This window comes from Natronoglycomyces albus (assembly GCF_016925535.1).
Classification (GTDB): domain Bacteria; phylum Actinomycetota; class Actinomycetes; order Mycobacteriales; family Micromonosporaceae; genus Natronoglycomyces; species Natronoglycomyces albus.
Genome location: NZ_CP070496.1, coordinates 1,529,562 through 1,542,616, shown reverse-complemented (window position 1 = coordinate 1,542,616; position 13,055 = coordinate 1,529,562). Strand labels below are relative to the sequence as shown.

The following is a 13,055-nucleotide window of genomic DNA, read 5'->3' as shown; positions in this document are numbered from 1 at the left end:
GACCAACGGATCGCTTCGGGTCGGCTGACGACTCAGCTTTATCTAGTAGGAGCTGTCAGCCCCAGCGATACCCAGGACCGGCAAGTACATACGCTCACCATCAGCGGTGAACGCGTCGTAGACGATATCGAACAGATCCTGGATTCCAAACGCGGTAAGCGCGTCAACCATCATATGCGCAGCTTGTGACACCGAAGCCCGGTCAGCGGCCCGAAAGGCCTTCGACCAATTTGGCATACCGTTTCCGGGGGCGCGAAAGCCCATGCTTGGCAAGTTCGAAAGTCCAGCCCGCCACGAGCCCTTCACGGCAGCCGAAGCTTCCACACTCAAACTGCCATCGACAATCGCGGCGACATAGCGGCTCGACCAGTCCCCCGTGCGGAGTACGACGGTCGAGGCCGTGTTGACAATCGGGACGTCCGCCGCCATATCGCCTAGGAGAGCGGCTAGGCGGTCGGTAAACTCTCCCAAATCGTAAATCGCCGGTTCGGTAGGCAGATTCTGTTTCTTGGCATACGCCGACCAGCCAGAGACGTCTCCACGCGCAACAGCGTTCGCCTCGATCTGGTTGAACACTTCGGGCGACAACAACCGCAGCGTCACTCCACCATGAAAACGCCGCAAATGAAGTTCAATGATGATGCCATCGCGATACCAGCGCACCCATGGGCCACCGTCGCCACCGCGAACGTCGGGCGAGCCCAGCTCGTTCAGCATCGTGCGCAAGACCTCGCGGAACACAGTCGTGCGGTGATGTTCCCCCGCCCGTCCACGCTCGGCCGAACGCAACACCATCAATTCGATGGCATAAAAGTCAGCGTTTCCGCCTACGCGCACCTGGGCCGGAATCCGGTCGGCAATGGCCGTCCCGGTCGTGTAGCCCGTCTCCGCGCTCCACATGCCGATATCCACTTCGCCACTGCGAACTTTCCAACCAAGCGACTTCAGCCCTCGGGTCATGTCATCTTTTGACCATTGGCCGAAGTTGGTGCGTCGAACACGGCGAAGCAATTCGATGAGTTCTTGTTCACTGAGTCGGTGTGTGCCGAGCATGTACGGTACGCCGTTCGTCGTTTTCTGTGGTGCGGTGCCGGTTAGCCGGGGCTGAGGATGGGGGCCACATACGATTGAGGATAGCCTTGCCTTATCCCTGCCAATCATTATGCAAAGGTAGCCAGGTGACTCCCGAACGCAACCCTGTGCGGCAAGACACGCTTACAAGCCTACTTGGTGGGCGGCGCGGCGCCGCAGACGCCACCATTCCCCTGTTGGTGTTCATCGGTGCGTGGCTAGCCACTGGAAACAATGTCGGCTGGGGTGTGGTGGCGTCATTGGCGGCCGGCCTGCTAATCGCCGTTTGGAGGATATGGCAGAAACAAAAGCCACGGTCAGTCCTGCTGGGATTGCTAGGGGTGTGCGTGGCGGGCGCCCTTGTGCTCTACACCGGGCGAGCCGAGGACATTCTCCTTCCTCGTATCCTCGCCAACGCCGCCAGCGCGATCGTGTGGGCGGTGAGCATTGTCTTGCGGCGGCCGTTGTTGGGCCTCATTGTTGGCGCGTTGTTGGGCCAGAAGACGTCGTGGCGTTCTGATGGGGCGTTGTTGCGAGCGTATGCGGCGGCGTCGTGGGTTTGGGTGGCGACGTATCTGGTGCGAGTGGCGATTTTGACGCCGATGTGGGTGTTTGGGTTCGTGGTCGCTGGTGGGTTGGCACAGGTGGTTTTGTCGTGGCCGTTGTTGATCGCGTGTTTGGTGGTTAGCGGTTCGGTGATGAAGGCGGCGTTGCCGCAGGGTCATCCTGGTTTTCGTCATCCGCAGACGGCCGGTGGGGGTGCGGATCGGTCGCACTCTGGTGGGTCTGCCGGTTGAGTGGTTTGTTGGTGGGCGCTGTTTGCGCTTTGTGGCCTGGGGCGGGGTTTAGGTGGTGTCGTGGTCGCTCCAGTCTGGTGGCCGGTCGTGTCGGTAGGTCTCCCACATGCTGCGAAGGATGAAGATTTTCTCGTCGATTTCGGGGTCGGAGGCGAGGAAGTGTCCGCTGTATGGGGCTCGGAGGCGCCAAGGGGTGGAGTCGGGGTCATTGAGGTAGATGACTGGGACTATGCGGCGGCGCCAGCGTTCGGCGCGGATGTCGACGATCATTGGCCAGGGTGCGTAGCGGCCCACGTGGTCGCCCGAGGAGCTCACGGGTTGGATTCCGCGGTCGTCGGCGACGATGCCGATGTGGTGGGAGGCGCGGACGGCGATGACGAAGGTCGCGGTCATGGCGACGAGGGGGACTGCGGGTAGTAGCCACCACAGGTCGGGGTTGATCGCTGCGATGAGGGCGGTGGCGGGGATGAGCGCGATTGCGGTGATTCCGATGCTGATGAGGAAACTGCGGCCGATGGTTTGCACGGGTGTGGGATGGAACGTGATCTTTTCGCTCACTGTTTCACCTCCTCGTGCCTGATGTGTGTTGTCGATGGGGCACGTACTCGACGTCCGAATCTTCTCACGCAGACTACCTATTGAGAGCCCAAACGGCATTAACCCGACAGTAGGGGGTTGGTGGGGTGAGCGGGTGGGGCCGGTTGGGTGGCGTCTTGGGTTTTCCCGCTGCGGGTGCGAACATTGTGGACTGGTCTTATGCGCAAGGCGGGAAAGTGTTCTAATCGGGGCATGATTGTGCAGCGCGAGGCGACCCTTAGGCAGTTGGACCCGGTGACGTTGTTCAAGATCGCGCGGCTGCGGGTTGATGTGTTCGTGGTGGAGCAGGATTGTCCCTACCCGGAGCTCGATGACCGTGACATCGATGAGAAGACCATTCATTTGTGGATGGAAGATGGCACGGCGGTCGTTGCCTATCTACGCCTATTGGAGGAGCCGGATGGTTCCCGCCGGATTGGGCGGGTGGTGACGGCGAAGTCCCATCGGGGTCGTGGCTTGGCGGCACGGCTTATGAACCGGGCGCTGCGGCATGCTGGCGACCTGACGGTGGTGCGGTTGGACGCCCAGTCTTATGCGAGTGACTTCTATGGAAGGTTCGGGTTTGTCGTCGATGGTCCCGAGTTTGTGGAGGACGGCATTCCACACGTGCCGATGCGTCGCGAACAGGCGTTATATCGTTTTTTCTCCCAGGTCCAGCCGGGAGGCACTCCGAGGCTAGAGAGGTGGACTGCATCTGTTCACTCCTGCCAGCGCCGCAGGTGCTTGATGTGTCACTATCGAGGCATGACGGTCGTTGATACTCCCACTCCGAGAAAGATGCGCCTGCGTCGCAGCGGCGCGGTCGCGGTGACGGCGATGCTGGCGTTGGTGATTGCGTCTCCGCTGGGTATGAGTCTGATCATTGAGCAGCCGATCAATGCGGTGTTGGCTCCCATTGCTGGGGTGGCGGTGCTGTTGACGCCGGTTGGCGTGTGGGTGTGGGCTTGGCGGTCGGGTGTGGATGTCACTGCGGAGGGAATCGCGGTGAAGGGCGTTTTCTCGCGCCGGGAGATTCCTTGGCAGCGGGTGATGGGTTTCACGACTGTGGACGGCAAGCTGTTCTTGCTGCTGGACGATTCGTCCCGTGTAAATGTGGCGCCGATGCGTGAGGAGCATTTGCCGCAGGTGTTGGGGGTGGGTAGGCAGGATGTCGTGTTCGATGAGGAGATGGACGCGGATGAGTCTGCCCAAGCCGCCGATGAGGCGCGTGACGATTCAAGTGCGGATGGCTCTGGCCGCTAGCTTTTGAGGTTTGGGCCCGGTGATGCGTTCCCTGGTGGGAGACGGTGAACCGGGCCCTTTTGCGTGCGTCGCGGTCGGTTAGTAACCGTCCTGGACGATGTTGTGCAGTTCTTCCCCGGCGTGGAAGCGCCGGATTTGGTCGCCAACGAGGGCAAAGGCGCGTTGTGGGAAGCCGCTGACGGCCCCGCCCACGTGCGGGGTGATGAGCGCGCCTTCTTGTTTCCACAGCGGGTGGTCGCTGGGCAATGGTTCGGGGTCGGTGACGTCGAGCGCGCAGCGTAGTCGTCCGGTGGAGACTTCGGCGGTGAGCGCGTCGGTGTCGACGATGGGGCCACGGCCTGCGTTGACCAGCAGCGCGTTTTCTTTCATGTGGTTGAGAAACTGCGCGTCGACCATGCCACGGGTGGCGTCGGTCAGCGGCAGGATGATGACCACGATGTCTGCTTCGGGTAGTAGTTGAGGCAGTTCACCCACGGCGTGGACGCCGTGCCGGGAGCGGCGGGCCACTCGCACTAGCTCGACTTCGAAGGGTTCGAGTCGGCGGGCGATGGCCTCACCGATGTCGCCGGCGCCCACGATTAGGACGCGTTGGCCTTGGAGCAGGGTTGCTCGTTCGGGGGCCCATTCGGCGCGGCCCTGAGCACGGGCGAAGATGTCGAATTTGCGCAGCGAGGCGAGTATCGCGCCGAGTGTCCATTCGGCGGTACTGGCGGTGTGCACGCCCTTTCCGTTGCATAGCGTGATGTTGGGGCCGACTTTGGGCACCCATACTTCGGCTCCGGCGGAGAGTAGTTGCACTACTTTTAGGTTGGTGAAGTCGCGCAACGGGTCCTCGGGCGCGTCTTTGAGGAACGGTGGCACTAGGAAGTCCACTGCGGCGGGGTCGGAGGGGTATTCCTTGCCGTCGTAGGTTTCGATAACGATGTCGTCGGGTAGCGAGCCTAGGTAGGCACGTGCCTTGTCTTGCGGAATCCACACTTTCACGCTTCTTAGGCTAACAACCGGCTTCTTTGACCCACTGCGTTCGGGCGAGGTTTACTCGTGACGGGTGCGGTTACGATGTGGGGCTTGGTGTGAGCGGCGTCTTGGGCTTTGGCTGAATTTTGGCCTGGATGTATCTGTGGGTTCGCCGCCGAGGCAGTTGTGGGTCATGTGGGGAGGCGAGTTGACGCGTTAAGGTGAGTTTATGCGCCATCGGCTTCCTCGAATCTGCGTCGGACTCGCCGCGACCTTCGTCCTGGCTGCCTGTTCTTTCGGAGATCCTCCGGAGCCCGAGCAGGGTCAGCCTCCCCTACTGCCGACCCCTTCGCCCGGGCAGCCTCAGGGTGACCCTGTGACGATGATGGCTGTCATGGCCGACAATTTGGAGGTGCCGTGGGGGTTGGGCTTCCTGCCCGATGGGACCGCGTTGGTCACTGAACGTGATTCGGGTGCGCTCTTGCACATCTTGGATGAGGGCGAAGTCGAGCAGCTAGCTGAGATCGACGTTGACGATGCTGGGGAGGGTGGCCTCATGGGTTTGGCCGTGTCCCCTGAGTTTGCCGACGACGACACGGTCTTTATTTATTACACGACGCCGGATGACAATCGGATTGCCAGCCTGGATCTCAGCGACGACGACCCGGAGCCCGAACCGATCGTGACCGGGATTCCCTCTGGCGCGACCCACAACGGCGGGCAGCTGGCCTTCGGACCGGACGGGAACCTTTGGGCGGCAACTGGAGACGCCGGTGTCCCCGAGTGGTCGCAGGATGAGGACAATCTGGCTGGGAAGATTTTGCGTTTTGACACCTCCGGCGATCCGGTTGAGGACAATCCGTTTGACGACTCGATCGTGTATTCGCTGGGGCATCGTAATGTGCAGGGGCTCGCTTGGGGCGGCGATGAGGAGTTGTATGCGGTGGAGTTCGGCGGCGACATTGCCGATGAGGTCAACCTGATCGAACCGGGTTCCAACTATGGCTGGCCGCTGTATGAGGGTATGGGTGGCGGCGACGAATATGTCGATCCGATCATCACCTGGGAACCATTTGAGGCTTCATGTTCGGCGGCGGCCTTCGCTGAGGAAACTCTCATTGTCGCTTGTTTGCGTGGGCAGCGCCTGTGGACGCTTGATGTCTCCGCCCCCGGCGAATTCTCAGGTGACCCTTCACCGCTGCTGGTGGGTGAATTCGGTCGGCTGCGTGCGGTGGCGGTCGATGCGGAAGGGACCATTTGGGTGACCACTTCCAACCGGGACGGCCGCTGCCTGACCAACCGTGGTTGCCACACGGATGAGGATGACGATAGGGTTTTGCGATTCAGCACCACTCACACGGCGGAAGGCAGGACATAGGTGGCTACTAGCTTCGAGGACAAACCCCAACGCTCTTTGCGAAGCAGTCGGCTACGAGGTTTTCGCCGTAAGAGCTATCGCCGGCTGCTGGCGACGCGACGTTGGCGTGGCTGGCGTCCGGTCGGCCTGGCTGTCGCTTTGGTGACGGTGTCGCTCGTCGCGGTTGTTCTTGGCCTGGTCCTCGGGGCTCAGACGAAGGCAGAGGTCGGCCCTTTTGAAACCGCTATGTCTGTGCAGCCGACGAACAGCGGACACACTCTCATCGAACTTCCGCCGCTGGGCAATGTCATCCTCGACAGCCACGACGGCCCTCTCCAACTGCAACTGCGGCTGGAGTCGGTGCACGCCGACACCGCGCAGCACATGGTGGACGACCCGAACTATTTGGTGTTGATGTCGAATAGCATCGCCGATGACGTAGCGGCGTCACTAGTACGAGTGGCGGTCTCCGCGCTCGCGTCGACGACGTTGGCGGGCCTCATCATTGGGTCGTTGGTGTTTCGCACCATGCGACGCACCGCGATCTGCGGCGGCATGTCGTTTGTTTTGACGCTTGCTGCGATTGGGGCCGCTGGACTCACCGTGCGAACCGAGTCAATCTCCGAGCCACGGTATGAGGGGCTGCTGACCCACGCGCCCACCGTCATCGGTAGCGCCCAGACTATCGCCGACGACTATGAGCAGTACGCGCTACAACTGGGCCAGTTTGTCGGCAACATCTCAGAGTTCTACGCCATCGCCACCGACCCGCAGGTCTTCCCCGCTGACGAGGACACCATCCGGGTGCTGCATGTGTCTGACCTTCACCTCAACCCGGCCGCATGGGACTTCGTGGAGTCGCTGTCGAACCAATTCTCCGTGGATTTGGTGGCCGACACTGGCGATACGACCGACTGGGGCTCACCGCGAGAGGCCAGCCTGTACGCCGAAGGCGTCGACCAGATCGACGTGCCATACGTTTGGGTCAAGGGCAACCATGACTCCGCCCACACCGTGTCCGCTATGAGCTCCTATGATCACGTCATCGTGCTCGACGGTGACGTGGTCGAGGTCGAGGGCCTCACCATCGCCGGGGTGGCCGACCCACGGTTCACACCCGACAAGACCGACCAGCCTTCTTCCGAATACGCCGAGCGGATGCTGTTGGATTCGGGTGAACGGCTAAAGCAGGCGATCCAGAACCACGGCGGGGCCGATGTTGCCATGGTGCACGATCCCTTCATGGCACAGCCTGTCGTCGGCGAGGTTCCGATTGTGCTTTCGGGGCATAAGCACCGCCGTGTCATCGAGTACATGGGCATGGGGACGATCGGCATGACCGAGGGCTCGACCGGCGCGGCCGGGCTGCGCGCGCTTGATCTCTCCTCCCCGATGAAGATGCAGGCATCCGTGCTGTACTTCGACGTGGAGACCGGCGCGTTGAAGGCCTACGACAACATCTCCGTGGGCGCCATTGGTGAGTCCGATATCTCGCTGCAACGCAACGTCATCCCCGAGGGGGACCGGATCTCCAAGGATGACCTAGACGACTGGTCAGAGCCGGATGTGGCTCCTGAGCACGTACGTGAGCCCGAGGAAGAGGACTACTAGGCGCAGAATTCTTCCCGCGTGCGCTCATGAGGCACTGCCCCAAAGTGCCGCGTTCGCACGGCGACGTACGCGCCGTGCTTGCAACGGTTCCGATCGAAGCTGTGCGGAGGAGGCGACTCTCCATCGGTGGGGCCTCTGGCAGAGGAGATCCCACGGCGTGTTTTGCCACGCCCGGCTTCGTGAACGCTAAGGCCACGGCTGTCTTGGTCTCACCGCGCTGAAATCTTCACGAGGTAACACCAGACCCGGCGGCTGGGGCACTGGCAGCGCGACGTCGGCACCTGGACTATCGCCAACTTTGTGCCCCCGGGCCATAGTTCCGCCTCGGGGCATGGTGTGCCGTCTAGCCGTAGCAGGAACGGTGTGACCAGGCACAACTGAGACAACAACGCCTCACCTCGCACCGGAAGATGCCTAGAGGGTCGGCCCCAACACAGCGATGGCAATCGAGAAATACAGCAGCAGGCCCGTCGCATCGCACAGCGTTGCGATCATGGGGGCCGAGACTACCGCCGGGTCAATCCCCACCTTCTTTGCCAACAACGGCAAGAACGATCCAGCCAGCGTTGCCCAGGTACAAATTGCCACCAGAGTCAACGCCACCACCGTGCCCAATTCCAGCGAGTAGATGAGACTGACAAGGGGGAAGCCAACAGAGGCCAACATCAGACCGAGGACAAAACCCACGCGGCCTTCACGCCAAATGATGCGCCCGATATCGGAGAAGCGCACCTCCCCCACAGCCATCGCGCGGATGACCGTGGTCGCCGCCTGCGACCCGGAGTTACCGCCAGTGCCGATCAACAGCGGCACAAACAACGCCAGCACCGGCGCGGCAGCCAACTCAGCTTCAAATGAGTCAAGAACTCCCACCGTCAATACCGCCGCTAGAGTCAAGATCAGCAGCCACGTGGCCCGCTTGCGAGCCAGCAGCAACACCGACGCGGCCAAATAGGGGCGTTCCAGCGGTTCGGAACCACCGGCACGAGAAATGTCCTCGGTGTCCTCGGCTTCCAAAATCTCCATCGCGTCGTCGACGGTGATCATGCCGACCAGCCGATCCTCGAAATCGACCACCGGCAAGGCGACCAAGTTGGCCTCCTGCATCAGGCGCGCGGCGTCTTCCTGGTCGGCATCGGTACGGATTGAATGGTGCTCATCGCTCATTACCTCCGCGACCTGGGTCTCAGGCGCAGCTGTGACCAGATGTGGAAGATCAACGACTCCTAGCAGCTTACGGAAGCCATCGGTGACAGGAAGCACATCGAGGTGTCGTGGCCGGGTAGGAAGGTGCCGTAGGCGTTCGATCGCCTCGGCAGCTGACATTGACGACCGCAAGCTCACGAAGCCAGGCGTCATAATGCGCCCGGCGGACTCCGGCTCATAGCCCAGCAGCTTCGCTGTCGCTCTGCGCTCTGCCGGACTCAACCGGGCCTGGAGGCGAGTGGCCACCTTCGCTGGCATCTCATCGAGCAGCTTGGCACGGTCATCGGCCTCCATCGTCTCCAACAACTCCAGCACCGACTCTTCACGCAAGGCGTCGAGAAGCTCTTGTTGATGGATCGGGTCGAGTTCCTCGAACACGGCGATAGCGCGGTCCTTAGACAGCAACCGGAAACGCAAAGCTTGTTCCGCAAGCTCCCAGCGGGGGAACTCCTCGGCTATTTCCACTGTAGAGATCGCGGCCAACTCATCACGCAAGGCCGTCAGGTTGTCCACAGCCGCCGGGGAAATCGGCGTGGGAATCGAGTTGGGCGTCATCAGCCACCTCCGAGCATCGACTGGTCCGTGCCTCGGCTGCATCAGGTGGTCGCTCCACATAAGCGGTGCGGCCCTGACCGGTATCAGACTGCGGCTTAGCTCAGGCTGCGAGCATCACCATAGCCCGGCAGAGGACACGGGGAGAGAATTTGAGAAGAAAAAAACCGCTGATAGTCACAACTACTTCCAGGGTCATCGCCCATTGGTCCCACCTCCCTGCCGTCGCTGTTCATTGTGCTCAATATGTCATTGCCGGAGTGTCGACAGAGCAGGCGAGTGCGCGCGCCCATGCCTAGGTCACTCATCTGCGTCACTCGCGTCGATCAACAGGGTCGCATGCGACATTGCGACACCTGCATACGAGTGCCCGGCAGCCACCACCAGCTCGACAGCGCGGTGGCCTCTGGAGGAAACCATAAACACCGGTCGGTTGCGGCATCGCACAAGAGGTCGCACGCCGATCGATATCGCGACACCTTGCCACCATCGCGGCAGATCGCCCGTAGACGACCGCGACGCCTCGACAACCGTAACAGGCCCACGCCTGGGTTGGGAACCACACCATGGCGCGCAGACGACGCCTCACACGGCGCGAAACGCAAAGGGCCCGACATGAAAACCATGTCGGGCCCGCACAACTACTGACAACTACGAGAGCTTAGTAAGGATCAACTCGCGCACGGTTTTGGCATCAGCCTGGCCGCGAGTCGCCTTCATGACCGACCCGATAAGCGCCCCGGCGGCTGCGTGCTTGCCAGCGCGGATCTTGTCAGCCACGTCCGGGTTCGCCTCGATTGCCTCCTCGACAGCCTTCTCCAACGCGCCTGTGTCGCTGACGACCTCTAGGCCTCGCGCGGTGGCTACTTCGGTCGGGTCGCCTTCGCCAGCGAGAACTCCGACGATGACTTGGCGGGCCAGCTTGTCGTTCAGCTTGCCCTCATCGACCATTTTCTGTAGCTGCGAGACCTGACCCGGAGTGATGGCCAGCTCTTCGAGAGAGATGTCTTGTTCATTGGCAGTGCGAGACAGCTCCCCCAGCCACCATTTGCGGGCGGCTTCGCTACTGGCGCCCGCGGCAACCGTGGCCTCGATGAGGTCAACGGCCTCGGCGTTGACAACCGATTGCATTTCGAAGTCGGATAGGCCCCATGCCTCTTGCAGGCGCTGACGGTGCAGGCGCGGCAGCTCTGGCAGGTTGTCTTTTAGTTCCTTGACCCAGGCCGGGTCCGGCTGCATTGGCGCTAGGTCTGGTTCTGGGAAGTAGCGGTAATCCGTTGCCGTTTCCTTGCTGCGACCCGGGGCGGTTGTGCCGGAGTCCTCTTGGAAGTGGCGTGTCTCCTGCAAGATGGTGCCGCCACCGTCGAGGACGGCGGCTTGCCGGGTCATCTCGAAGCGCACGGCGCGTTCGACCGAACGCAACGAGTTGACGTTTTTGGTCTCGGTGCGGGTGCCCCACTCTTGGCCGGGTTTCGACAGCGAGGTGTTTACGTCGCAGCGCATCGAACCTTGTTCCATCCGCACGTCGGAGACGTTGAGCGAGCGGATGATGTCGCGCAGCTCGGTGACGTAGGCCCGGGCAATTTCCGGAGCTTTCGCGCCGGTACCGGTGATGGGTTTGGTAACGATTTCCACCAGCGGGATTCCGGCTCGGTTGTAGTCGAGCAGCGATTCGGTGGCTCCGTGGATACGGCCGGTGGCTCCCCCGACGTGAAGGCTTTTGCCGGTGTCCTCTTCGAGGTGGACGCGTTCGATCTCAACGCGGTGCGTTTGGCCGTCGACGACGACGTCGACCCAGCCGTCCTCACACAGTGGCTCGTCATATTGGCTGGTTTGGAAGTTCTTCGGCATGTCCGGATAGAAGTAGTTCTTCCGCGCGAAGCGGCACCACTGGGCAATGCCGCAGTTGAGCATGAGCCCGATGCGGATGGTGGCCTCGATGGCAGCCCGGTTGGCTACCGGGAGAGCTCCGGGCAAACCCAGACAAACGGGGCAAACCTGCGTGTTGGGTTCGGCACCGAATCCGGTGGCGCACCCGCAGAACATCTTGGTGTTCGTGCCCAGCTCGATGTGGGTTTCCAGGCCGATGACGGGCTCGTAACGAGCGACGACGTCAGCGTAGTCGACAGTCTCGATGGCGTTGGTCATGTCGGTTACTTCCCTTCGGCGGTGAGCTCGGGTGCCGTATCGGCCAGCAAGGTCCCTTGAGTGGATTCGAGCGCTGCGGCGACCTGGTAGGTGATCTCGTCTCCCATGGTCGGGCCCATGACTTGGAGACCGACCGGCATTCCCTCACTGAGTCCACACGGCACCGAGACCGCAGGGCCGCCATAAAGGTTGGTGGGAATTGTGTACAGGTCCGACAGGTACATCTGGTACGGGTCGGAGGTGCGGGCGCCAAACTCGAAGGCGATAAACGGTGTCGTCGGGCTGATCAAAGCGTCCACCTTCGCAAACGCGGTCTGGAAGTCCTGCGTGATCAGGGTGCGTACCTTTTGCGCCTGGCCATAGAATTGGTCGACGTATCCGGCTGAGAGAGCGTAGGTTCCCAGCATGATGCGACGCTTGACCTCAGGGCCGAAACCGGCTTCCCGGGTGGTCGACATGACCTCTTCGAGGGATCGTTCGCCGTCATCGCCGACGCGCACGCCATAGCGCACCCCGTCGTAGCGCGCCAGGTTCGAGGAACATTCCGACGGCGCGATGAGGTAGTACGTGGGCAGTGCGTGCAGGAAGTTCGGGCAGGAGACTTCGACGATCTTCGCTCCGAGTTTCTCCAACGTCGCCACCCCAGCACGGTAGGCGGCGAGAACGCCTTCCTCGGCCCCTTGGGTGTCACCAGAGGCGAATTCCTTGACCACACCCAACGTCACTCCGCTGAGGTCGCCGTTGGCCCCCGTGCGAGCCGCCTCGACTACCGGTGGAACCGGCTGGTCGATCGACGTGGAGTCACGCGGGTCGTGTCCGCCCATGACCTCGTGGAGCAGCGCACCGTCAAGGGTGTTGCGCGACACGGGTCCTGGAGTGTCCAGTGAGGAGGAAAAGGCGATGAGGCCGTACCGCGAGGTTCCCCCGTAGGTGGGCTTGGCGCCAAAGGTGCCGGTGACGGCGCCTGGCTGACGGATCGAACCGCCGGTGTCGGTGCCGGTGGCCAGCGGAGCTAGCCGGGCGGCGACAGCGGCCGAGGAGCCGCCCCCGGACCCACCCGGGATGCGATGGGTGTCCCATGGGTTACGCGTCAGCTGATAGGCCGAATACTCCGTGGAGGAACCCATGGCGAACTCGTCCATGTTGGTCTTGCCCAGGATTGGCATCTTGGCCGCGCGGATGCGCTGCACGATGGTGGAGTCGTACGGGGGCACCCAGCCTTCGAGAATTTTCGAGGCAGCCGTCGTCGGCATGTCCTGGGTACAGAAGATGTCCTTAACCGCGATTGGTACTCCGGCCAGGGGGCCAAGCTCTTCCCCGGCTTCCCGGGCTCGATCCACCTCGTCGGCAGTCGCTAGGGCTCCCGCGTGGTTGACATGCAAGAACGCGCCAATGGTGCCGTCGAGAGCATCAATGCGGTCGAGAAATGCCTGGGTAACCTCGCGGGCGGAGTGTTCTCCGGAACGAATGGCCTCGGCCAGCTCCGCAGCGGTCTTGTTAGTGATCGCTTCGTTCAC

10 protein-coding genes and 1 pseudogene are annotated in these 13,055 nt (G+C 62.0%); 5 read left to right on the top strand and 6 right to left on the bottom strand.

Annotated features, from left to right (window positions below; all coding sequences use genetic code 11):
• Nucleotides 1-42: 42 nt before the first annotated feature.
• Nucleotides 43-1,053 (bottom strand): TY-Chap domain-containing protein, encoded by a 1,011-nt coding sequence (locus JQS30_RS06580; RefSeq protein ID WP_213172573.1) that lies wholly within the window; start codon nt 1,051-1,053, stop codon nt 43-45.
• A 125-nt stretch (nt 1,054-1,178) separates the two neighbouring features.
• On the opposite strand from JQS30_RS06580, the gene JQS30_RS06575 reads away from it, so the two are divergent.
• Nucleotides 1,179-1,868, top strand: a complete 690-nt coding sequence (locus JQS30_RS06575) for a DUF3159 domain-containing protein (RefSeq protein ID WP_213172572.1) — start codon at nt 1,179-1,181, stop codon at nt 1,866-1,868.
• Nucleotides 1,869-1,916: 48 nt separating this feature from the next.
• On the opposite strand, the gene JQS30_RS06570 is transcribed toward JQS30_RS06575, so the two are convergent.
• Complete coding sequence (locus tag JQS30_RS06570; protein ID WP_213172571.1) at nt 1,917-2,426, bottom strand: hypothetical protein; 510 nt, start codon at nt 2,424-2,426, stop codon at nt 1,917-1,919.
• A gap of 231 nt (nt 2,427-2,657) precedes the next feature.
• Between JQS30_RS06570 and JQS30_RS17660 the strand changes: the two are divergent.
• Together JQS30_RS17660 and JQS30_RS17655 are read left to right on the top strand one after the other, a co-directional pair.
• Nucleotides 2,658-3,089 (top strand): annotated as a pseudogene (locus JQS30_RS17660) (GNAT family N-acetyltransferase); the annotation flags it as partial.
• Nucleotides 3,078-3,707 (top strand): PH domain-containing protein, encoded by a 630-nt coding sequence (locus JQS30_RS17655; protein ID WP_343076192.1) that lies wholly within the window; start codon nt 3,078-3,080, stop codon nt 3,705-3,707. The pseudogene JQS30_RS17660 and the gene JQS30_RS17655, both read left to right, overlap by 12 nt.
• A gap of 78 nt (nt 3,708-3,785) precedes the next feature.
• Here JQS30_RS17655 and JQS30_RS06560 read toward each other — a convergent pair whose 3' ends face one another.
• Complete coding sequence (locus JQS30_RS06560) at nt 3,786-4,691, bottom strand: 2-hydroxyacid dehydrogenase (RefSeq protein ID WP_213172569.1); 906 nt, start codon at nt 4,689-4,691, stop codon at nt 3,786-3,788.
• 202 nt (nt 4,692-4,893) lie between these two features.
• On the opposite strand from JQS30_RS06560, the gene JQS30_RS06555 reads away from it, so the two are divergent.
• Nucleotides 4,894-6,042: a PQQ-dependent sugar dehydrogenase gene (locus JQS30_RS06555; protein WP_213172568.1), complete on the top strand. Its 1,149-nt coding sequence runs from the start codon at nt 4,894-4,896 to the stop codon at nt 6,040-6,042.
• Nucleotides 6,043-7,632: a metallophosphoesterase family protein gene (locus JQS30_RS06550; protein ID WP_213172567.1), complete on the top strand. Its 1,590-nt coding sequence runs from the start codon at nt 6,043-6,045 to the stop codon at nt 7,630-7,632.
• A gap of 414 nt (nt 7,633-8,046) precedes the next feature.
• On the opposite strand, the gene mgtE is transcribed toward JQS30_RS06550, so the two are convergent.
• The 3 genes from mgtE to gatA all read right to left on the bottom strand — a co-directional run bounded on the left by mgtE (nt 8,047) and on the right by gatA (nt 13,055).
• Nucleotides 8,047-9,393, bottom strand: coding sequence for a magnesium transporter (mgtE, locus tag JQS30_RS06545; RefSeq protein ID WP_213172566.1), 1,347 nt, complete (start codon nt 9,391-9,393; stop codon nt 8,047-8,049).
• A gap of 648 nt (nt 9,394-10,041) precedes the next feature.
• Nucleotides 10,042-11,538 carry an Asp-tRNA(Asn)/Glu-tRNA(Gln) amidotransferase subunit GatB gene (gatB, locus tag JQS30_RS06540; protein ID WP_213172565.1) on the bottom strand — a complete coding sequence of 499 codons (1,497 nt, stop codon included), beginning with the start codon at nt 11,536-11,538 and terminating at the stop codon, nt 10,042-10,044.
• A gap of 5 nt (nt 11,539-11,543) precedes the next feature.
• Nucleotides 11,544-13,055, bottom strand: a complete 1,512-nt coding sequence (gene gatA, locus JQS30_RS06535; protein ID WP_213172564.1) for an Asp-tRNA(Asn)/Glu-tRNA(Gln) amidotransferase subunit GatA — start codon at nt 13,053-13,055, stop codon at nt 11,544-11,546.